19 protein-coding genes and 2 tRNA genes are annotated in these 20,594 nt (G+C 66.8%); 18 read left to right on the top strand and 3 right to left on the bottom strand.

Annotated features, from left to right (window positions below):
- Nucleotides 1–31: 31 nt before the first annotated feature.
- The 5 genes from coaE (at nt 32) to AC3WS6_RS12600 (ending at nt 5,171) form a co-directional block, all read left to right on the top strand.
- On the top strand, nt 32–631 hold the full coding sequence (gene coaE / locus AC3WS6_RS12620; RefSeq protein WP_492501331.1) for a dephospho-CoA kinase: 600 nt from the start codon (nt 32–34) through the stop codon (nt 629–631).
- Nucleotides 628–1,842 carry an MFS transporter gene (locus AC3WS6_RS12615; RefSeq protein WP_492501330.1) on the top strand — a complete coding sequence of 405 codons (1,215 nt, stop codon included), beginning with the start codon at nt 628–630 and terminating at the stop codon, nt 1,840–1,842. Before coaE ends, AC3WS6_RS12615 begins: the two co-directional genes overlap by 4 nt.
- Before the next feature lie 46 nt (nt 1,843–1,888).
- Nucleotides 1,889–2,680 (top strand): GNAT family N-acetyltransferase, encoded by a 792-nt coding sequence (locus tag AC3WS6_RS12610; protein ID WP_492501329.1) that lies wholly within the window; start codon nt 1,889–1,891, stop codon nt 2,678–2,680.
- A 66-nt stretch (nt 2,681–2,746) separates the two neighbouring features.
- The gene (uvrB, locus tag AC3WS6_RS12605; RefSeq protein ID WP_492501328.1) at nt 2,747–4,819 is read left to right on the top strand and encodes an excinuclease ABC subunit UvrB; all 2,073 of its coding nucleotides are present in this window, start codon (nt 2,747–2,749) and stop codon (nt 4,817–4,819) included.
- On the top strand, nt 4,791–5,171 hold the full coding sequence (locus tag AC3WS6_RS12600) for a TfoX/Sxy family protein (protein ID WP_492501327.1): 381 nt from the start codon (nt 4,791–4,793) through the stop codon (nt 5,169–5,171). The genes uvrB and AC3WS6_RS12600 overlap by 29 nt, the downstream gene beginning before the upstream one ends.
- 11 nt (nt 5,172–5,182) lie before the next feature.
- Here AC3WS6_RS12600 and AC3WS6_RS12595 read toward each other — a convergent pair whose 3' ends face one another.
- Nucleotides 5,183–5,425, bottom strand: coding sequence for a hypothetical protein (locus AC3WS6_RS12595; RefSeq protein WP_201470081.1), 243 nt, complete (start codon nt 5,423–5,425; stop codon nt 5,183–5,185).
- A gap of 45 nt (nt 5,426–5,470) precedes the next feature.
- Here AC3WS6_RS12595 and AC3WS6_RS12590 point away from each other — a divergent pair, with 45 nt between their 5' ends.
- The 11 genes from AC3WS6_RS12590 to AC3WS6_RS12540 all read left to right on the top strand — a co-directional run bounded on the left by AC3WS6_RS12590 (nt 5,471) and on the right by AC3WS6_RS12540 (nt 17,375).
- The gene (locus AC3WS6_RS12590; protein WP_492501326.1) at nt 5,471–5,914 is read left to right on the top strand and encodes a MarR family winged helix-turn-helix transcriptional regulator; all 444 of its coding nucleotides are present in this window, start codon (nt 5,471–5,473) and stop codon (nt 5,912–5,914) included.
- Nucleotides 5,915–5,991: 77 nt separating this feature from the next.
- Nucleotides 5,992–8,880 carry an excinuclease ABC subunit UvrA gene (gene uvrA, locus AC3WS6_RS12585; RefSeq protein ID WP_492501325.1) on the top strand — a complete coding sequence of 963 codons (2,889 nt, stop codon included), beginning with the start codon at nt 5,992–5,994 and terminating at the stop codon, nt 8,878–8,880.
- Nucleotides 8,880–10,781 carry an excinuclease ABC subunit UvrC gene (gene uvrC / locus AC3WS6_RS12580; RefSeq protein WP_492501324.1) on the top strand — a complete coding sequence of 634 codons (1,902 nt, stop codon included), beginning with the start codon at nt 8,880–8,882 and terminating at the stop codon, nt 10,779–10,781. Before uvrA ends, uvrC begins: the two co-directional genes overlap by 1 nt.
- A 45-nt stretch (nt 10,782–10,826) precedes the next feature.
- Complete coding sequence (gene rapZ / locus AC3WS6_RS12575; RefSeq protein ID WP_492501323.1) at nt 10,827–11,699, top strand: RNase adapter RapZ; 873 nt, start codon at nt 10,827–10,829, stop codon at nt 11,697–11,699.
- A 68-nt stretch (nt 11,700–11,767) separates the two neighbouring features.
- Entirely contained in the window at nt 11,768–12,745 is a 978-nt protein-coding gene (gene whiA, locus AC3WS6_RS12570; protein WP_492501322.1) for a DNA-binding protein WhiA, read from the top strand.
- A gap of 185 nt (nt 12,746–12,930) precedes the next feature.
- Nucleotides 12,931–13,557 (top strand): superoxide dismutase, encoded by a 627-nt coding sequence (locus AC3WS6_RS12565; protein ID WP_042540783.1) that lies wholly within the window; start codon nt 12,931–12,933, stop codon nt 13,555–13,557.
- A 115-nt stretch (nt 13,558–13,672) separates the two neighbouring features.
- A complete protein-coding gene (gene gap / locus AC3WS6_RS12560) occupies nt 13,673–14,683 on the top strand; it encodes a type I glyceraldehyde-3-phosphate dehydrogenase (RefSeq protein ID WP_201470075.1) in 1,011 nt (336 codons plus the stop codon).
- 10 nt (nt 14,684–14,693) lie between these two features.
- The gene (locus tag AC3WS6_RS12555; RefSeq protein WP_492501321.1) at nt 14,694–15,908 is read left to right on the top strand and encodes a phosphoglycerate kinase; all 1,215 of its coding nucleotides are present in this window, start codon (nt 14,694–14,696) and stop codon (nt 15,906–15,908) included.
- On the top strand, nt 15,899–16,690 hold the full coding sequence (gene tpiA, locus AC3WS6_RS12550) for a triose-phosphate isomerase (protein WP_492501320.1): 792 nt from the start codon (nt 15,899–15,901) through the stop codon (nt 16,688–16,690). Before AC3WS6_RS12555 ends, tpiA begins: the two co-directional genes overlap by 10 nt.
- Nucleotides 16,691–16,773: 83 nt before the next feature.
- Complete coding sequence (secG, locus tag AC3WS6_RS12545; RefSeq protein WP_053096652.1) at nt 16,774–17,022, top strand: preprotein translocase subunit SecG; 249 nt, start codon at nt 16,774–16,776, stop codon at nt 17,020–17,022.
- Nucleotides 17,022–17,375 (top strand): RNA polymerase-binding protein RbpA, encoded by a 354-nt coding sequence (locus AC3WS6_RS12540; RefSeq protein ID WP_194763385.1) that lies wholly within the window; start codon nt 17,022–17,024, stop codon nt 17,373–17,375. Before secG ends, AC3WS6_RS12540 begins: the two co-directional genes overlap by 1 nt.
- A gap of 68 nt (nt 17,376–17,443) precedes the next feature.
- Here the strand turns inward: AC3WS6_RS12540 and AC3WS6_RS12535 are convergent, their stop codons facing one another.
- Nucleotides 17,444–18,649: a hypothetical protein gene (locus AC3WS6_RS12535; protein WP_492501319.1), complete on the bottom strand. Its 1,206-nt coding sequence runs from the start codon at nt 18,647–18,649 to the stop codon at nt 17,444–17,446.
- Nucleotides 18,650–18,790: 141 nt separating this feature from the next.
- Nucleotides 18,791–18,864, bottom strand: a tRNA-Gly gene (locus tag AC3WS6_RS12530).
- A 110-nt stretch (nt 18,865–18,974) separates the two neighbouring features.
- Here AC3WS6_RS12530 and AC3WS6_RS12525 point away from each other — a divergent pair.
- Together AC3WS6_RS12525 and tig are read left to right on the top strand one after the other, a co-directional pair.
- Nucleotides 18,975–19,048: transfer RNA gene (locus AC3WS6_RS12525), tRNA-Pro, on the top strand.
- 62 nt (nt 19,049–19,110) lie between these two features.
- Nucleotides 19,111–20,565, top strand: a complete 1,455-nt coding sequence (gene tig / locus AC3WS6_RS12520; RefSeq protein WP_492501318.1) for a trigger factor — start codon at nt 19,111–19,113, stop codon at nt 20,563–20,565.
- Nucleotides 20,566–20,594: the final 29 nt, after the last annotated feature.

Here is a 20,594-nt window from a genome sequence, read left to right as displayed (position 1 = left end):
GCCCGGCCGGGTCGAAGCCTAGACTGGCCGCATGGCTCTCATCGCGCTCACCGGCGGCATCGCCTCCGGGAAGTCGACCATCGCACGACGGCTGGCCGAGAGGGGAGCAGTCGTCGTCGACGCCGATCAGATCGTCCGCGATGTGCAGGCTCCAGGGACCCCGGTGCTCGCAGCCATCGCCAAGACGTTCGGCGCGGAGGTCATCACGGGGGACGGCTCCCTCGACCGTGCCGCCCTGGGCGCGAAGGTCTTCGGAGATGCCGAGCAGCTGGCGCAGCTGAACGCGATCGTGCACCCTGCGGTCCGTGCCGAGTCGCAGCGCCGGTTCGACGAGGCCATGTCAGCCGACCCCGAGACGGTCGTCGTGTACGACGTGCCGCTCCTGGTCGAAGCACGTGTCGACGACCCGTGGGACCTGATCGTCGTCGCACACGCGCCTGTGCAGGAGCGCCGGCGCCGGCTCGTGGAGATCCGCGGGATGGCGGAGCAGGCGGCGCAGGAACGCATCGACGCGCAGGTCTCCGATGAGCGCCGCCTGGCCATCGCGGACGTGGTCATCGACACGTCCGGACCGCTGGAGCAGACCCTCGCGCAGACGGATGAACTCTGGGAGCGGATCAGCACGTCGTGACCTTCTCGGGTCACGCCCCTGGATCACCCGCATACCGACGCCTGATCGTCGGTCTGTTCTTCGCGGGTATCGCGACCTTCGCGCAGCTCTACTCGCCCCAGGCCGTTCTGCCGCAACTGTCGACAGCTCTCGGGATATCGCCCGCGAGCGCCGCGCTCAGCGTGTCGGCGGCGACGCTCGGACTGGCCGCTGCCGTCATCCCCTGGTCGATGGTGGCCGACCGCATCGGGCGGGTGCAGGCGATGGCCATCGGGGTGCTCACGGCGACCGTGCTGGGACTCCTGGCACCGCTCAGCACAGGGATGGAGATGCTGCTGACGCTGCGCCTGCTCGAAGGAGTCGCGCTCGGGGCCGTGCCCGCCGTCGCGCTCGCGTATCTGAGCGAAGAGGTCAGCCCGCGAAATGCGGCTGCCGCAGCGGGGAGCTACATCGCGGGAACGACGGTGGGTGGGCTGCTCGGCCGGATCGTGTCCGGCATCGTCGGCGAGCAGGCGGGATGGCGGGCGGGCATGTGGACGGTCGCGGGGGTGTGCGCGCTGGCGGCCGTGCTGTTCCTCTGGCTGACGCCGAAGGCGCAGGGATTCGTTCCCGGGCGATTCCGCGCCGACGCAGGGCCGGGAATGCTCACGCGTCTGCTGGCGCCGCTGCGCTCGGGGCGTCAGCTCGCACTGTACGCCCAGGGCTTCCTGCTCATGGGGGCGTTCGTGGCCGTCTACAACTACCTCGGATTCCACGTCGCCGAGCCGCCCTTCGCGCTGCCGACCTGGGTGGTGACGCTGCTCTTCCTCGCTTACCTCGCCGGCACCGTCTCCTCGCCCTGGGCAGGCTCGCTGGCCTCGCGTCTCGGGCGATACCCGGTGCTGCTGGCCGCGATCGCCGTGATGGCAGCGGGTGCTGCCGCGATGCTGGCTCACTCCACTCCCATCGTGCTGCTCGGGCTGCTTCTGTTCACCGGAGGCTTCTTCGGGGCGCACGCGGTGGCATCCGGGTGGGCACCGGTGGCTGCGGGCCCCGACAGCAGAGCGCAGGCCTCCTCGCTCTACTACTTCGGCTACTACGCGGGATCGAGCCTGTTCGGCTGGGCGCTCGGCATCGTGTTCGGCCAGGCGGACTGGGTGTGGTTCATCGTCGCGGTCCTCGCCATGTGCGGCCTCGCGGCGGCCTCGGCCGTCGTGAAGCTGCGCGGATCGCCCGGCGATGCCTTCGCCTGAGCGACGATCGACCGCTCAGGACCTGCGTCACTGGGAGGATGGGCGTATGCGCCCGAATCTCCTCGCCGCCTATGACGCACAGCTTCGAACCGATGCGGAGACCGCTCACGCGCTGGCCGTCTCATCGATGGGGCCCATCCGTCTCGCGGTCTTCCCCGGCGGCCGCGGGTTCGTGTCGTACGCGACCCTGGGAGGAGCGGATGCCGAACGGCTGGCCGAGCTCGTCGACGCCGCCCTGGAGCATTTCCGTGGCATCGCGGGCATCGAGAGCGTGGAGTGGAAGACCCGTGGCCATGACCATGCGCCTGGGCTGCACGATGCGCTCGTCGACCGAGGGTTCGTTCCCGAGGACGCCGAGTCGATCATGATCGGCGACGCCGCGCTTCTCGCCGACGCGGTCGCGGTTCCCGACGGCGTGGAGCTGCGCCGTGCCCGCACCGAGGCGGAGGTGCTGGCGATGGAGGAGATGCAGGGCGCCGTCTTCGAGGACCCGCATTGGCGTGCGCGAGCCGAGATGACGCTGCAGCGCGTCCGCTCGGATGACACCGTCGAGCTGTGGATCGCCGTGGCGGGTGGCGAAGTGATCAGCGCCGGACGTCTCGAGCCGGTGGCCGGGACCGACTTCGCGGGATTGTGGGGTGGTGCGACGCTGCCATCGTGGCGCGGGCGCGGGATCTACCGTGCACTCACCGCCCAGCGTGCGCGGTCGGCGCTCGCCCGAGGCAAGCGCTATCTCCAGTCCGACTCGACGGAGTTCTCCCGACCCATCCTCGAACGTGCAGGACTGAAGAAGGTGTCGACCACCACTCCTTACGTCTGGACACGGGAGACGGACTGAGCAGCTCTCCGTTCGCTGCTGACGGACGCGCGCCCCGGTGTCGGTGGCCCGGCATACGCTGGACGTATGCAACCCACCCGCAGTGTCCGTCCGTTCGAGGTCATCAGCGAGTACGCGCCGGCCGGCGACCAGCCGAAGGCCATCGCCGAGCTCGCGTCGCGCATCAATGCCGGCGAGACCGACGTCGTGCTGCTCGGGGCGACGGGTACCGGAAAGTCTGCGACGACCGCCTGGCTCGTCGAGCAGGTGCAGCGCCCCACCCTCGTCCTTGCGCACAACAAGACCTTGGCCGCGCAGCTCGCGAACGAGTTCCGCGAGCTCATGCCCAACAATGCGGTCGAATACTTCGTGTCGTACTACGACTACTACCAGCCTGAGGCGTACGTCCCGCAGACCGACACCTTCATCGAGAAGGACTCGTCGATCAACGCCGAGGTCGAGCGTCTTCGTCACTCGACCACGAACTCGCTGCTCAGCCGCCGAGACGTGATCGTCGTCTCCACCGTGTCCTGCATCTACGGCCTCGGTGCTCCGGAGGAGTACCTTCGCGCCATGGTGGCGCTGCAGGTGGGGGAGCGGTACGACCGGGATGCTCTCATCAGACAGTTCATCGCGATGCAGTACAACCGCAACGACGTCGACTTCTCGCGAGGCAACTTCCGGGTGCGCGGCGACACGATCGAGATCATTCCGGTGTACGAAGAGCATGCGATCCGCATCGAGCTGTTCGGCGACGAGATCGAGGCGCTCTACTCCCTGCACCCGCTCACCGGAGAGGTCATCGAGAAGCTCGATGCCGTGCCGATCTTCCCGGCCTCGCACTACGTGGCGGGAACGGATGTGATCCAGCGCTCGATCGGCACGATCGAGCACGAGCTCGAAGAGCGATTGAAGGAGTTCGAGAGGCAGGGCAAGCTGCTCGAGGCGCAACGCCTGCGGATGCGCACCACCTTCGACCTCGAGATGCTTCAGCAGCTCGGCTTCTGCTCCGGGATCGAGAACTACTCACGGCATATGGACGGCCGTCAGCCCGGTGAGCCGCCGCACACGCTGCTCGACTTCTTCCCTGACGACTTCCTGCTCGTGATCGACGAATCCCATGTCACCGTGCCGCAGATCGGTGCGATGTACGAGGGCGACGCGTCACGCAAGCGAACCCTGGTCGATCACGGATTCCGCCTGCCGAGCGCGATGGACAACCGGCCGCTGCGGTGGGACGAGTTCAAGAACCGGATCGGGCAGACCGTCTACCTGTCCGCCACGCCGGGCAAGTACGAGATGGGAATCGCAGACGGCGTGGTCGAACAGATCATCCGTCCCACAGGTCTCGTCGACCCGCACATCATCGTGAAGCCCTCCAAGGGGCAGATCGACGATCTGCTCGAAGAGATCAGAAAGCGCGTGGAGCGCGACGAGCGCGTGCTCGTCACCACCCTCACGAAGAAGATGTCCGAGGAGCTGACAGACTTCCTCGGCGAGCACGGTGTGCGAGTGCGCTACCTCCACTCCGACGTCGACACGCTCCGCCGCGTCGAACTCCTCAGCGAGCTGCGCTCGGGCGTGTACGACGTGCTCGTCGGCATCAACCTCCTGCGTGAGGGGCTCGACCTGCCCGAGGTGTCGCTGGTCGCGATCCTCGACGCCGACAAGGAGGGCTTCCTCCGCTCCGGCACCTCGCTGATCCAGACCATCGGTCGCGCGGCGCGAAACGTGTCCGGCGAGGTGCACATGTATGCCGACAAGATCACCGATTCGATGGCCAAGGCCATCGAGGAGACCGACCGTCGCCGTGAGAAGCAGGTGGCGTACAACCTCGAGAACGGCATCGACCCGCAGCCGCTGCGCAAGCGGATCGCCGACATCACCGAGGTGCTCGCGCGAGAGGGTGCCGACACGGCCGAGATGATGTCCGGACGCGGTCGGGCGACCGGCAAGGGCAAGTCCCCGACACCGAACCTCCGCCGCACCGGAATCGCGGCAGAGGGCGCCCAGCAGCTCGAAGCTGTGATTCAGGATCTCTCCGACCAGATGCTCGCCGCGGCAGCCGAACTCAAGTTCGAGCTCGCCGGGCGGTTGCGCGACGAAGTGCAGGACATGAAGAAGGAGCTGCGTGCCATGGAGAAGGCTGGGCACGCCTGAGTCCCAGGCGGCGACGACGATGGACGCGTCAGGAGAAAAGCTCGCCGACCGCGTGCGCGCGCTGCTGACACTCGACGGTGACGTCGAGGAGAAGCGGATGTTCGGCACCCGCGCCTTCCTCCTCGACGGCCACATCCTCGTCGGAGCGCGCAGTGGTGGCGTGCTCCTCGTTCGGGTCGACGAGGAGCACGGTGCGATGCTCCTCGCCCGACCCGGAGTCGAGACCGCCGTGATGGGGCCACGCACGATGGGCACCGGATGGCTCGACGTCTCACCGAGCTCTCTCGCCGACGATGACGACCTGGCCTTCTGGCTCGATGCCGCGCGCGAGGATGCAGCCCGCGAGAGCTGACCGTTCGAGCCTCAGGGGCAGTGGACGAGGGTCTTCGGTCCCGATCGGTCGATCTCGTGCTCGCTCATCGGCGCTCCGCAGAGCGGGCATGCACGCTCCGCGCGCTCGGCGGGACTCGGCGCGGGCGTCTTCTCGTAGGGGCCGACCGACGCGGGCCCGGCGAAGCGGATCAGATTCGTGTTGATCCAGGAGTAGAGGCCGCCGGCCTCTCGGATGCGGGTGCGAAGAGGGGGACGGTCACCGGAATGTGCCATGTTCATTAGTGTACTAATCATTAGGGCAGTTGTATAGTCGACTCCGTGACGGTTTCCGATGATCTGCTCAAACTCGACAATCAACTCTGCTTCGCGCTGGTGACCGCCGCCCGAAACGTCGTGGCGATCTATCGGCCGATTCTGGAGCCGCTGGGGCTCACCCATCCGCAGTACCTGGTGATGCTGGCGCTGTGGGAGAGGGCACCCAGGCCGCTGAACGACCTCGCGGCCGATCTCGCGCTCGATCCGGCCACGGCATCGCCGTTGGTGAAACGCCTCGAAGCCGAGGGGTTGGTCGCCAGGCAGCGGAGCGTCGAGGACGAAAGGCGCCTGGACATCACACTCACGGACGCCGGGCGGGCACTCCGCGAACGCGCACTCGCGGTTCCGCGTCAGGTCATGGAGACGGTGGGGATGGACCTCCAGCAGATCGCGGCGCTTCGAGACGGACTGTCGGCGTTCTCCGGGCGGCGCTCAGTCGCGGAGTGAGTCCTGCGACGGCACGGGATCCCTTCCCTGGGAGCCCTCACGGAGCCAATGTCCGTGGCCCCTCGTAGACTTGATCAGTGCCTATCGTCCCGGTTGCAACCCCAGGAAAACTCAGTGTTCGCGGTGCCCGCGTCCACAATCTCAAGAACGTCGACATCGACATCCCCCGCGACTCGCTCGTCGTGTTCACCGGCCTGTCCGGATCGGGAAAGTCCAGCCTCGCGTTCGACACGATCTTCGCTGAAGGGCAGCGTCGCTACGTCGAGTCGCTGAGCGCCTATGCGCGCCAGTTCCTCGGCCAGGTCGACCGGCCGGACGTCGACTTCATCGAGGGGCTGAGCCCTGCCGTGTCGATCGACCAGAAGTCGACCAACCGCAACCCGCGGTCGACGGTCGGCACGATCACCGAGATCTACGACTACATGCGCCTGCTCTGGGCTCGCATCGGCATCCCGCACTGCCCCGAGTGCGGTGAGCGCATCCAGCGTCAGACCGTGCAGCAGATCGCCGACCAGCTCATGGAGCTGCCGGAGCGCACCCGCTACCAGATCGTCGCGCCCATCGTGTCGCAGAAGAAGGGCGAGTTCGTCGACCTCTTCCGCGAGCTCGGGGCCAAGGGGTACTCGCGGGCGATCGTCGACGGTGACCTGATCCAGCTCGCCGAGCCGCCCACGCTCAAGAAGAGCTACAAGCACGACATCGCGGTCGTCGTCGACCGTCTCGTGGCGGCTGACGACATCCTCGGTCGCGTCACCGATTCGGTCGAGACCGCGCTGGGGCTGGCCGGTGGCGTCGTGCAGGTGAACTTCGTCGATGAAGAAGGCGACGACGCCTGGCAGTCGTTCTCCGAGAAGCTCGCCTGCCCGAACGGTCACGCACTCTCGCTCACCGAGATCGAGCCGCGCACGTTCTCGTTCAACGCGCCGTTCGGTGCCTGCCCTGCATGCTCGGGACTCGGCACACGCATGTCGGTCGACGTCGATCTGATGCTCGGCGACGAAGAGCTCTCGATCCGAGAGGGAGCGATCATCCCCTGGACGACCCAGGGCAAGGGACTCTTCCAGTACTACGAGCGTCTGCTCGAGGGACTGGCCGCCGATCTGAAGTTCTCGCTCGACACCCCGTGGCAGGACCTCAGGGTCGACGTGCAGGACGCGATCCTCCGCGGCGACAACTACAAGGTCACCGTGAAGTTCAAGAACCGGTACGGGCGTGAGATGCGCTACGCCTCCGGCTTCGAGGGCGTCGTCCCGTACATCGAGCGGCAGTACGCGCAGGCCGAGTCCGACACGCAGCGTGCGCGCTGGGGCGAGTACCTCCGCGAGGTGCCGTGCCCGGTGTGCGATGGCAACCGGCTCAAGCCCGAGGTGCTCGCGGTGCAGGTGCACGGGCATTCGATCGCCGAGGTGTCGCACCTGAGCCTCGCCGACGCGCGCTCGTTCATGGAGACGCTCACTCTCACCGATCGCGAGGCGAAGATCGCGGCCCAGGTGTTGCGCGAGATCCGTCTGCGGCTTGACTTCCTGCTGCAGGTCGGCCTCTCCTACCTCAACCTCAGCCGCTCGGCCGGTTCGCTCTCCGGCGGCGAAGCGCAGCGAATCCGCCTCGCCACGCAGATCGGTTCAGGCCTCACCGGCGTGCTCTACGTGCTTGACGAGCCCTCGATCGGACTCCACCAGCGCGACAACAGGCGTCTCATCGACACGCTGTTGAAGCTGCGTGACCTCGGCAACACGCTCATCGTCGTCGAGCACGACGAAGAGACGATCGAGGCGGCTGACTGGGTCGTCGACATCGGACCCGGAGCCGGCGTCAACGGGGGCGAGGTCGTGCACTCGGGGCCTTATTCGGCCCTGCTGAACGAGCCCGATTCCATGACGGGCGAGTACCTCTCCGGCGCCCGCGAGATCCCGACTCCCGCGAAGCGCCGCAAGCTCGACAAGAAGCGCAAGATCAGCGTCGTCGGGGCCCGCGAGAACAACCTCAAGAATGTGAGCGTCGACTTCCCGCTCGGTGTGCTGACGGCCGTGACAGGGGTCAGCGGCTCGGGCAAGTCCTCTCTCGTCAACGACATCCTGTATCAGGTGCTCGCCTCCCGTCTCAACGGTGCACGCACGGTGCCCGGAAAGCACACTCGCGTCTCTGGTCTCGACAACCTCGACAAGGTGGTGCACGTCGACCAGGCTCCGATCGGCCGCACCCCGCGGTCCAACCCGGCGACATACACCGGCGTCTTCGACAGGATCCGCTCGCTGTTCAGCGAGACTCCCGAGGCGAAGGTGCGCGGCTACCAGCCGGGTCGGTTCAGCTTCAACGTCAAGGGCGGGCGCTGCGACGCATGCTCGGGTGACGGCACGATCAAGATCGAGATGAACTTCCTGCCGGACGTGTACGTCGACTGTGAGGTCTGTCACGGCAAGCGCTACAACCGCGATACCCTCGCGGTGCACTACAAGGGCAAGAACATCGCCGAAGTGCTCGAGATGCCGATCGCCGAGGCCGCGGAGTTCTTCGAGCCGATCCAGGCCATCCACCGCTACATGAAGACACTGGTCGACGTCGGCCTCGGATACGTCCGCCTGGGCCAGTCTGCGACGACCCTGTCGGGCGGCGAGGCCCAGCGGGTCAAGCTCGCCACCGAGCTCCAGCGCCGCAGCAACGGCCGGAGCATCTACGTGCTCGACGAACCGACCACCGGTCTGCACTTCGAAGATGTGCGCAAGCTCCTCGAGGTGCTGAACGGACTCGTCGACAAGGGCAACACGGTCATCGTCATCGAGCACAACCTCGACGTGATCAAGTCGGCAGACTGGGTGATCGACCTCGGCCCCGAGGGCGGCTCGGGTGGTGGTGAGATCCTCGCCATCGGAACTCCTGAGCAGATCGCCCGAGTCGAGGAGAGCCACACCGGTCAGTTCCTCGCCGAGATCCTGGATGAGGGGCGCTCTGCGCGGAAGGCCAGCTGATGGCCGACGTTCTCCCGTATAAGCCGAGGGCAGGTGAGATACCGACCAATCCCGGTGTGTACAGATTCAGGGACGCCGACGGGCGCGTGCTCTACGTGGGCAAGGCCAAGAACCTTCGGCAGCGGCTGTCGAACTACTTCGCTCCACTGCGCACCCTGCACGAGCGCACCCGGCGCATGGTCACGACCGCGTCGTCGGTGGAGTGGACGGTCGTGCCGACCGACGTCGACTCCCTGCAGCTCGAGTACATGTGGATCAAGGAATTCGATCCGCCGTTCAACGTCCGCTATAAGGACGACAAGTCGTACCCCTTCATGGCGGTCACGCTCGGCGACGAAGCGCCACGGGTGATCGTCACGCGAAACCGCAAGATCCCCGGTGCACGGTACTTCGGCCCATACCCCAAGGTCTGGGCCGTGCACGAGACGATCGACCTGATGGTCAAGGCGTTCCCCATCCGCACGTGCAGCGACTCCAGCTACAAGCGTGCGATGGCGACCGGCAGGCCATGCTTCCCCGGTCAGATCGGCAAGTGCGGCGGTCCCTGCTCGATGACGGTGTCGATCGAAGAGCACCGGGCGATGGCCGACGACTTCGTCGCATTCATGGCGGGCGGAGACGAACGCTTCACACGTGAGTTGACCAAGCGCATGCTCGCGGCCTCTGCGGCGATGGACTACGAGGCCGCCGCGAAGTATCGCGACAAGCTCGGCGCGATCGAAGCCGTGCTGGGAAAGAGCGCGCTGGTGCTGGCGCCCGACGAAGACGCGGATCTGTTCGGCATCGCGGAGGACGAACTCGCCGCCGCCGTGCAGCACTTCGTGATCCGCGGCGGACGCGTGCGCGGTGTCCGTGCGATGACGATCGAGAAGGAGATCGACATCTCGACCGCCGACCTCGTCGACCAGGTGCTCCAGCGTGCCTACGGCGACGCGCAGGATGTGCCGAGACGCATCCTCGTGCCGTCGCTTCCCGACGACGCCGCCGAGCTCGAGCTCTGGCTGAGGGAGCGGAGGGGCAAGAAGGTCGAGATCGCCGTCGCGCAGCGCGGCCAGCGCGCCGACCTCATGCGCACCGCGACACTCAACGCACAACAGGCCCTGATCCGCTACAAGACACGTCGCACGAGCGACTACGTCGCGCGAACTCAGGCGCTGACCGACCTTCAGGATGCGCTGGGGATGAGCGAAGCGCCGCTGCGGATCGAGTGCTTCGACATCTCGCACCTCGGTGGCACCAATGTCGTGGCCTCGATGGTGGTGTTCGAAGACGGACTCCCGCGAAAAGACCAGTACCGCTCCTTCAACATCCCCGAGACCACCGACGACACCGATTCGATGTATCAGGTGCTGCGTCGACGGCTCGCCTACCTCGACCGCCCCGAAGAGACGACGCCCGAGGAGCAGCTCGCAGAAGGAGCCCTCTCCGAGGAGGTCGTCGGCGAGGTCAAGCGCAAGCCGCGATTCGCGTACCCGCCGCAGCTGCTGCTGGTCGACGGTGGCCAACCCCAGGTCGAGGCCGCCGCTCGCGCACTCCGCGATGCGGGTCACACCGAGATCGCCGTCTGCGGCATCGCGAAGCGGTTGGAGGAGATCTGGCTGCCAGGCGAAGACTTCCCGGTGATCCTCCCTCGCACGAGCGAATCGCTGTACCTGCTGCAGCGGCTTCGCGACGAGGCGCACAGGTTCGCCATCACACACCAGCGCAAGCGTCGCAAGGGAGGCATCACGACGGTCCTCGCCGAGGTCCCCGGGCTGGGAGCCTCGCGAATCAAGGTGCTGCTCAAGCACTTCGGTTCGGTCACTGCCCTCAAGGCCGCCGATCCCGGCGAGATCGAGCAGGTGCCCGGCATCGGTCCCGTGCTCGCACGGAACATCCACGGGCACCTGTCCACGCGATAGCGCGCAGTCGCTAGGCTTGAGGTCGGCGGGGGAGAAGGAGCAACCATGGCTGACGGGGACAAAGGCGAGTTCCTCATCGTCACGGGCATGTCGGGCGCAGGACGCACGACGGTCGCCAACGCACTCGAGGATCTCGGCTGGTACGTCGTCGACAATCTGCCTCCGCAGATTCTTCGCCCGCTGCTCGACCTCACCGACATGGGCGGCACGTCGCTGCCGAAGATCGCTGCGGTGGTCGATGTTCGCGGACGCAACCTGTTCGACGACTTTCCCGGTGTGACTCGCGCACTGCGCTCTCGCGGCGCCATCCGCGTCCTCTTCCTCGACGCGTCCGATGACGTGCTCGTCCGACGCTTCGAAGCGGTTCGCCGGCCGCACCCCCTGCAGGACGACGGTACGCTGCTCGACGGCATCCGCGTCGAGCGGTCGAAGCTCGCCCCCATTCGCGAGGCCGCCGATCTCGTGATCGACACCTCGTCACTCAACATCCACCAGCTCGCCACTCAGGTGTCCGAGCTGTTCGCCGAGGAGGGCGCGGCCCGACACCGGGTGACCCTGATGAGCTTCGGTTTCAAGTACGGTCTGCCCACCGATGTCGACCTCGTCGCAGACATGCGGTTCCTCCCGAACCCGTTCTGGAACGAAGAGCTGCGCGGACTCACCGGGAAGGACGAGCGGGTGCGCGAGTACGTGCTGTCCCGTCAGGGTGCCGCCGAGTTCCTCGACGCGTACGCGGCGGCGCTGACGCCGGTGCTCGAGGGATACCAGCGCGAGAACAAGAGCCATTCCACTGTCGCGATCGGATGCACGGGCGGCAAACACCGTTCCGTCGCGATGGCCGAGGAGCTGGCGCGCCGCCTGGCCGCCGTGCCCGGTGTGGCCGTCAACGTGCGGCACCGGGACCTCGGCCGGGAGTGAGACCGGCGTCCGTCCGAGTAAGCTGGAGGTTTGCGTCGCGATCCGGCGCGTGAGCGTGAAGGAGTGTCGTGGCACTAACCACCGACGTCAAGGCTGAGCTTGTCAGCATCCGCAATGCACCCCCCACGGTGCGCGTCGCGGAGGTCACATCGATCCTCCGGTTCGCCGGTGGGCTGCACTCGATCGCCGGCCGGGTCGCCGTCGAGGCCGAGGTGGATGCCGAAGTGCTCGCCCAGCGGGTTGCCCGCGACCTGGCCGAGATCTACGGCGTCCGTCCGGAGATCGCTCAGGTGCAGTCGAGCAGTGCGAACGACGGTGCGCGATGGGCGGTCAGGGTGATCGCAGCAGGCGAGACTCTCGCTCGTCAGACAGGGCTGCTCGATCAGCGCCGACGGCCCGTGCGCGGCCTCCCCAACCGTCTCACAACGGGATCCCGAGCCGAGATCGCGGGTCTGTGGCGGGGGGCGTTCCTCGCCGCCGGCACCCTCAGTGAGCCGGGTCGCTCCGCGATGCTCGAGGTCTCCTGCCCGACATCCGAGGCGGCGATGGCGCTCGTCGGCGCCGCACATCGTCTGGGCGTCGCGGCCAAGGCTCGCGAGGTGCGTGGCATGCCGCGAGTCGTCGTGCGCGAAGGTGAGGCGATCCGCACGGTGCTGAGCGAGATGGGCGCGCAGAAGACCGCGGTCGCCTGGGAGGAGATGCGGCAGCGCCGCGAGGTGCGCGCCGGCGTCAACCGTCTCGTGAACTTCGATGACGCGAACCTCCGTCGGTCCGCGCAGGCCGCTGTCGCCGCGTGCGCGCGCGTCGAGCGCGCCCTCGAGATCCTTGCGGATGACGTACCCGACCACCTCAAGGTGGCCGGTGAGCTGCGCCTCGCACACCGAGATGCAAGCCTCGACGAGCTCGGACACCATGCGGATCCGCCCATGACGAAAGACGCGGTCGCTGGTCGCATCCGCCGCCTCCTGGCGATGGCCGACAAGCGCGCGCAGCAGGACGGGATCCCCGGGACCGAGGCCGCGGTCCCGGCCGGGCTCGACGTCTGACACATCGGAGAACGGAGCGAGGCGGCCCCTGTCAAGGGGTCGCCTCGCTTCGTCATCTGGGGGAAGGATCAGGGGTGACGATGCGTTGTCGTCACTAGGATGAGTTACGTCCGCTCCGCACCGCACTTCGGTGGCGCGGAGGATCGGCAGGCGCCGCGGCGCGGCGCGGATTGGATGAAAGCGACATGGCGACCTATACGCTCCCCGACCTTCCCTACGACTTCGCAGCCCTCGAGCCGCACATCAGCGGCAAGATCATGGAGCTGCACCATGACAAGCACCACGCGACCTACGTCGCCGGCGCCAACACCGCCCTCGAGCAGCTCGCCGAGGCGCGCGACAGCGGCAACCTGGCGAACGTGAACAAGCTCGAGAAGGACCTCGCGTTCAACCTCGGCGGTCACGTCAACCACTCCATCTTCTGGACGAACCTCTCGCCGACCGGCGGCGGACAGCCCGAGGGCGAGCTCAAGGCAGCCATCGACGAGTTCTTCGGCTCGTTCGAGAAGTTCCAGGCGCACTTCACCGCGAACGCCCTCGGAATCCAGGGCTCCGGATGGTCTGTCCTCAGCTGGGACTCGATCGGCCAGCGCCTGATCATCCAGCAGCTCTTCGACCAGCAGTCGAACACGGCGCAGGGCACCGTCCCGCTGTTCCAGCTCGACATGTGGGAGCACGCCTTCTACCTCGACTACCTCAACGTCAAGGCCGACTATGTGAAGGCCGCATGGAACATCGCCAACTGGGAGAACGTCGCCCAGCGCTTCGAGGTCGCCCGCGAGAAGACGAACGGCCTGCTGGTACTGTCGTAATCGGGTCGCGTCCCGACGGGCAGGGTCTCGTCGGGACGCCATCTCAGCCAAAAACCCCCGCGCACCGCGCACGCACGATTGCTGCGCACAGCGCACGAGAAACAGGGAGACCTGAGTGTCTGTCAAGATCGGTATCAACGGCTTCGGCCGTATCGGACGCAACTACTTCCGCGCGGCTCTCGCGCAGGGAGCTGACATCGAGATCGTCGCTGTCAACGACCTCACCGACAACAAGACCCTTGCCCACCTTCTGAAGTACGACTCGGTGGGCGGCGTTCTCGACGCTGACATCAGCTACGACGACGAGAGCATCACGGTCAACGGCAAGGCCATCAAGGCGTTCGCGGAGCGCGACCCCGCCGGCCTGCCGTGGGGCGAGCTGGGTGTCGACATCGTCATCGAGTCGACCGGGTTCTTCACCAAGGCAGAGCTTGCCAAGAAGCACATCGAGGCAGGGGCCAAGAAGGTCCTCATCTCGGCTCCGGGCACGGGCGTCGACGGCACGTTCGTCATGGGCGTGAACGAGGACACGTACAACCCGGAGACGGATCACATCATCTCCAACGCCTCCTGCACGACCAACTGCCTGGCCCCGCTGGCGCAGGTCTTCAACGACGCGTTCGGCATCGACCGCGGCTTCATGATGACTGCACACGCCTACACGGCGGACCAGAACCTGCAGGACGGCCCGCACAGCGACCTCCGTCGTGCACGCGCTGCCGCGATCAACATCACCCCGGCGTCGACCGGCGCAGCCAAGGCGATCGGCGAGGTTCTGCCCGAGCTCCAGGGCAAGCTGAGCGGCTCGTCGTACCGCGTCCCGGTTCCCACCGGCTCGATCGTCGACCTCACGCTGATCACCGACCGCGAGAACCTCACGGTCGACGAGGTCAACGAGGCCTACAAGAAGGCTGCTGCCGACGGTCGCCTCGCCGGCTTCCTGCAGTACAACGAAGACCAGATCGTCTCGAGCGACATCGTGCACAACCCGCACTCGTCGATCTTCGACGCCACGCTGACCAACGTCAGCGGCAACCTGGTCAAGGTCTCCAGCTGGTACGACAACGAGTGGGGTTACTCCAACCGCCTCGTCGACCTGACCGAGTACGTGGCAGAGCGTCTCTGAGACACCTCCCATGACTCTGCGCACCCTGGAATCACTGGGTTCGCTCGAGGGCAAGCGCGTCATCGTCCGTTGTGATCTCAACGTCCCCTTGCGGGATGGGATCATCACGGACGATGGCCGTGTCCGCGCCTCGTTGCCGACCCTCAACGCACTGATCAACGCGGGCGCCCGCGTGGTCGTGTGCTCGCACCTCGGCCGCCCTGACGGTGCGCCCGACCCGCAGTACAGCCTCGCGCCGGTCGCCCAGCGTCTGTCCGAGCTGCTCGGCACGCCGGTCGCGTTCGCTCGCGACACCGTGGGCGAGTCGGCGCAGGAAGCCGTGGCCTCGCTGGAGGACGGCGGCATCGTCGTCATCGAGAACCTGCGGTTCAACCCGGGGGAGACCTCGAAGGACGACGCCGAGCGCGGCGCCTTCGCGGCTCAGCTCGCAGAGCTCGGAGACGTCCTCGTCTCCGACGGCTTCGGTGTCGTGCACCGCAAGCAGGCGAGTGTCTACGACCTCGCCGAGCTGCTGCCGTCGGCTGCCGGTCTGCTCATCGCAGCCGAGCTCGACGTGCTCGACCGTCTCACCGAGAACCCCGAGCGCCCCTACGCGGTCGTGCTCGGCGGTTCGAAGGTCAGCGACAAGCTCGGGGTCATCTCGCATCTGCTGCCGCGCGTGGATCGCATCCTCGTCGGCGGCGGCATGCTGTTCACGTTCCTGAAGGCGCAGGGCCACGCGGTGGCATCCAGCCTCCTCGAAGAAGACCAGCTCGAGACGGTTCGCGGCTACATCGCCGAGGCCGAGAAGCGCGGTGTGGAGCTCGTGCTCCCGACCGATGTCGTCGTCGCATCCTCGTTCTCCGCTGATGCGGAGCACGAGGTCACCGCCGCCGATGCCATCGAGAGCACTGCATTCGGCTCCTCCGGCATCGGTCTGGACATCGGCCCGGAGACGGCTGCTCGGTTCGCGGACGTCATCCGCGGATCGAAGACGGTGTTCTGGAATGGTCCGATGGGCGTGTTCGAGTTCCCCGCCTTCGCCGGCGGAACCAAGGCCGTCGCTCAGGCGCTCACCGAGGTCGACGGACTCAGCGTCGTCGGCGGCGGTGACTCGGCTGCTGCGGTGCGCCAGCTCGGCTTCACCGACGATCAGTTCGGTCATATCTCGACCGGTGGCGGCGCCAGCCTCGAGTTCCTCGAGGGCAAGAAACTACCCGGCCTGGAGGTGCTCGGATGGGTGTGAACACCCGTACCCCGCTGATCGCGGGAAACTGGAAGATGAATCTCGACCACCTGCAGGCGGTCGCCTTCGTGCAGAAGCTGCACTGGACGCTCAAGGACGCCAAGCACGAGGACGGCTCGGTCGAGGTCGCGGTCTTCCCGCCCTTCACCGACATCCGCAGCGTGCAGACGCTGATCGACGCCGACAAGATCCCGTTCGCCCTCGGCGCGCAGGACCTCTCGGCTCACGATTCGGGTGCCTACACCGGTGAGATCTCGGGCGCATTCCTCGCGAAGCTCGACGCGAAGTACGTGATCATCGGTCACTCCGAGCGTCGCGAGTACCACGCGGAATCGGACGAGGTCGTGGCGGCCAAGACGAAGGCGGCTCTGAAGCACGGCCTCTCGCCGGTCATCTGCGTCGGTGAGACGGCCGAGGACCTCGAGAAGTTCGGCGCCAGCGCGGTGCCCTCGGGCCAGCTCGAGACTGCCCTGCAGGGGCTGTCAAAGGATGCCGACATCGTGGTGGCGTACGAGCCGGTCTGGGCCATCGGCTCGGGCCAGGCGGCGACGCCCCAGCAGGCGCAGGATGTCTGCGCCGCGTTGCGCGCGGTGATCGCCAAGGTCCTCGGTGACGACGCTGCGGCGCGCACCCGGATCCTGTACGGCGGATCGGTCAAGGCGGCCAACATCGCCAGCTTCATGCGTGAGCCTGATGTCGATGGTGCACTCGTCGGAGGCGCAAGCCTCGTGGTCGACGAGTTCGCCGCGATCATCCGCTTCGAGAAGCACGTCGGCGTATGAGTGTGCGGCGGGGCTGAGGCCCCGCCGCACCGTATACTTGACCGTTACCGGGGCAATCCTGCCCCAGCGAAAGGCTCTTCCTCGTGGAAATTCTCGAGTTCGTCCTGCAGGTGGTGCTGGGTATAACCAGCGTCCTGCTGACTCTCCTCATCCTCCTCCACAAGGGTCGCGGCGGCGGCCTGTCCGACATGTTCGGTGGGGGAATGACGTCGGCTGTCGGCTCGTCGGGCCTCGCTGAGCGCAATCTCAATCGCTTCACGGTGATCCTCGCTCTCGCGTGGTTCGTGTCGATCGTGGCGCTCGGTCTCATCACGAAGTTCGAGGTGATCTGATGGCTACCGGCGGCAACGCGATCCGAGGAACCCGAGTGGGTTCCGGCCCCATGGGCGAGCAGGACCACGGCTACCACGCAGACCGCATCGCGGTCTCGTACTGGGACGGCCTCGGCAACGAGACGGTCCGCTACTTCGCCGCGGGGCTCCCCGAGGAGGAGATCCCCGAGACGATCGACCACCCGCAGTCGGGACTCCCGGCCGGTCGCGACAAGGAGAATCCTCCTGCGCTCGCGAAGACCGAGCCGTACAAGACCCACCTCGCCTATGTGAAAGAACGTCGTACCGACGAGGAAGCCGTACAGCTCCTCGAAGACGCTCTGACCCAGCTGCGCGAGCGTCGAGGGCAGTGACCTCGATGTGACGGAGAAGAGGCCGCTGCGATTGGATCGCAGCGGCCTCTTCTGTGTCAGGCGTCGACTCAGCGGCACCCGTATGCGGCGTCGATGTAGGACTGCGGCGGGTATCCATAGGCCCAGACCCCGTTGGCGTCGTCGGTGAAGCCCATGCTGATCGCCCATGCGGTCGCCCACTTCTCGATGCTGTCCTGAGTCGACGAGTCGTACATGTCTTCGCACTTCACACTGATCGCATGGCCGACCTCGTGCGCGACCAGGGCCTTGCTGCGTTCGTCCGGCCACTGCTCGGCCACAGAATTCGACAGCTCTATCGACGCTCGGTCGGGATCGTCCCACCACCAGCGCGTGAGGCCCCCCATGCTGCCGTTGTACCCGGCGTTGTTGACGATCTGATTCCAGTCGAACTCGAGCAGCACGCCGGGAGCCAGGGAGCGCGCGAAGGCCTCGATCTCGAGCCTCGCCCCCTGCAGCGGACCTGCCTTCTCGGCGAGCTCGACCTGTTCGGTCGCCACCACCTGGGCAGCAGCATCCTGCAAGGTGGTCAGCGCGGCGGGCGTGGAGTCGTCGAGAAGGGTCGCGGCGGATGCTGCTGCAGCCGCATCTCGCAGCGCGATCACGGCGTCGTTCTTCGCGGACAGATGCGCGGCCTCGAAAGCGGGCACGGCCTCGGCCGCGGAGGCGAGAAGCGAGAGTCCCGCGTCGCTCACACCGGTCTGGGCGGCTCCCACCGACGGCGCCGCATCGTCGAGCGCATCGGCGAGGCCCTCGAGACCGCGGGTGTGATCGATGAGCTGGCTGCGCACTGCGAACAGCTCCCAGAACGCAGCGGGCTTCGATCCGGCGATCGGGAGCCGCTGATCGACGAGATCCTGTGCCGGGCCGGCGGTGTCCTCGGCATCCGTCACTGCAAGCGACACGGCTTCCCTGGTGGCGGGGTCCGCCAGAACGCCGGTGTCGGCCTGTGCGAGCTGAGCCGCGATCGCGGCCGTCGAAGCGAGCGCAGCGAGCTCCTGTCGCACGGAGTCACTCGTGCGGGAGGTCTCGGCCAGGGCGGTGTCGAACTCCCCACGTGCCTCGTCGTAGCCGAGACTCGCCGTGAGCTGCAGCGCTCCGACGGCCACCACTGCGACGAGCGTGGCAACCGCACCCAGTAAGAGCGGCGTCCGCGGTCTGCGGGCAGTCTCTGCGCCGATCCGCGTGCTGGAGAAGTGCGCAGGGAGCGCGTGCTCACCGCGAGCGGAACTCGTCACGTCTCCAGAAGTGGTCATGCGAGGGGACCTCCGCGGGCGCCTGCGTACGTGGAATACTGCGCGGCTGTTCAGTCGACGCTACGTCGTCACCACACTAGTCACCGATCGGCCAAATCCTCGGGAAAACGAAAGGCCCCCGCATCGCGGGGGCCTTTCCTGTGGAGGGGCTGACGAGAATCGAACTCGCATCATCTGTTTGGAAGACAGAGGCTTTACCACTAAGCTACAGCCCCACTGCGGCGACGTTCCGTGAGGAACTGTGCCGACTCAACGATCATAGCGGACTCTCGGAGGTGCTCATGTCCGTTAGACTCGGTGGGGCTGAATCTGCGTGCAGATTCCCCGGGGCGTAGCTCAGTTTGGTAGAGCGCCCGCTTTGGGAGCGGGAGGTCGCAGGTTCAACTCCTGTCGCCCCGACACGGCTCGAACGGCCTGACAGCCGCGATTCAGCGCGGAAACCACAAGGAGAACACACCAGCATGGCGAACAGCACCGTCGAGAAGCTCACCCCGACCCGGGTCAAGCTCAGCATCACGGTCACCCCTGACGACCTCAAGCCCAGCATCTCGCACGCCTACGAGCACATCGCTCAGGACGTCCAGATCCCCGGCTTCCGCAAGGGCAAGGTCCCGGCCCCGATCATCGATCAGCGCATCGGACGCGGCGCCGTCATCGAGCACGCGGTCAACGAGGGCCTCGACAAGTTCTTCCGCGAGGCATCTGCCGAGCACAAGCTGCGCATCGTCGGCCGTCCGGCCGCAGAGATCACGCAGTGGCCGAACGAGAAGGACTTCTCGGGCGATCTGCTCGTCGACATCGAGGTGGACGTCCGTCCCGAGATCGAGGTCCCGGCATACGACGGCATCACCCTGACGGTCGACGCCGTCGAGGCCGACGAGGCCGCACTCGATGAGGAGATCGAGAAGCTCCGTGCCCGGTTCGGCACGCTCGTTCCCGTCGACCGTCCCGCGGCCAAGGGCGACTTCGTCGAGCTCGACCTCGTCGCCACGATCGACGGCGCCGAGATCGACCGTGCCGAGGGCGTTTCGTACGAGGTCGGCTCGGGCGAGCTGCTCGAGGGCATCGACGACGCGATCGAGTCGCTCACCGCAGGGGAGGACACGACGTTCCGTTCCGCTCTCGTGGGCGGCGACCACGCCGGCTCCGAGGCCGAGGTCTCGGTCAGCGTCAAGGCAGTCAAGGAGCGCGAGCTCCCCGAGGCCGACGATGACTTCGCGCAGATCGCCAGCGAGTTCGACACGATCGCCGAGCTTCGCGCGAGCCTCGCCGAGCGCGTCGCCCAGCAGGGCGTCTTCACGCAGGGGTCGGCCGCGCGCGACAAGCTCGTCGAGACGCTGCTCGAGCAGATCGAGATCCCGGTCCCGCCGCAGCTCATCGAAGACGAGGTGCACAACCACCTCGAGGGCGAGAACCGTCTCGAAGACGACGTGCACCGCGCAGAGGTGACCGAAGCGAGCGAGAAGCAGTTCCGCACGCAGGTTCTGCTCGACACGATCGCGGAGCAGGCTGACGTGCAGGTCTCGCAGGAGGAGCTCTCGCAGTACCTCATCCAGTCGGCGTCGCAGTACGGCATGGCGCCGCAGGAGTTCGTCGAGGCGCTGCAGTCCTCGAACCAGCTGCCGGCGCTCGTCGGCGAGGTCGCCCGTAACAAGGCTCTCGCGATCGCGCTCGGCAAGGTCAAGGTCGTCGACACGAACGGCAAGACCGTCGATCTGTCGGACTTCGTCGTGACGGATGACGAGGTCGAGGCTGAGTCCGAGGCTGCTGCTGACGAGAAGCCCGCGAAGAAGCCGGCTGCGAAGAAGGCCGCTGCGAAGAAGGCCGACGACGCCGAGGCGGCTGAGAAGCCCGCCGCGAAGAAGCCGGCTGCCAAGAAGGCTCCGGCCAAGAAGGCAGCCGACAAGGCTGAGTGATCGAACACGATCTCGATGAGAGGGGCGGA

It is taken from the genome of Microbacterium sp. EB106-03-03-XG65 (genome assembly GCF_058791955.1).
Note: the sequence above shows the minus strand (reverse complement) of the source record. Positions and strands in the feature narration are given on the sequence as shown.

Bases quoted from the DNA above. Each gene is read 5' to 3' on its own strand.
- coaE (WP_492501331.1), top strand. From the start codon at position 32: ATGGCTCTCATCGCGCTCACCGGCGGCATCGCCTCCGGGAAGTCGACC.
- AC3WS6_RS12610 (WP_492501329.1), top strand. From the start codon at position 1,889: ATGCGCCCGAATCTCCTCGCCGCCTATGACGCACAGCTTCGAACCGAT.
- uvrB (WP_492501328.1), top strand. From the start codon at position 2,747: ATGCAACCCACCCGCAGTGTCCGTCCGTTCGAGGTCATCAGCGAGTAC.
- AC3WS6_RS12595 (WP_201470081.1), bottom strand. From the start codon at position 5,425: ATGGCACATTCCGGTGACCGTCCCCCTCTTCGCACCCGCATCCGAGAG.
- uvrC (WP_492501324.1), top strand. From the start codon at position 8,880: ATGGCCGACGTTCTCCCGTATAAGCCGAGGGCAGGTGAGATACCGACC.
- rapZ (WP_492501323.1), top strand. From the start codon at position 10,827: ATGGCTGACGGGGACAAAGGCGAGTTCCTCATCGTCACGGGCATGTCG.
- AC3WS6_RS12565 (WP_042540783.1), top strand. From the start codon at position 12,931: ATGGCGACCTATACGCTCCCCGACCTTCCCTACGACTTCGCAGCCCTC.
- AC3WS6_RS12555 (WP_492501321.1), top strand. From the start codon at position 14,694: ATGACTCTGCGCACCCTGGAATCACTGGGTTCGCTCGAGGGCAAGCGC.
- tpiA (WP_492501320.1), top strand. From the start codon at position 15,899: ATGGGTGTGAACACCCGTACCCCGCTGATCGCGGGAAACTGGAAGATG.
- AC3WS6_RS12540 (WP_194763385.1), top strand. From the start codon at position 17,022: ATGGCTACCGGCGGCAACGCGATCCGAGGAACCCGAGTGGGTTCCGGC.
- AC3WS6_RS12535 (WP_492501319.1), bottom strand. From the start codon at position 18,649: ATGACCACTTCTGGAGACGTGACGAGTTCCGCTCGCGGTGAGCACGCG.
- tig (WP_492501318.1), top strand. From the start codon at position 19,111: ATGGCGAACAGCACCGTCGAGAAGCTCACCCCGACCCGGGTCAAGCTC.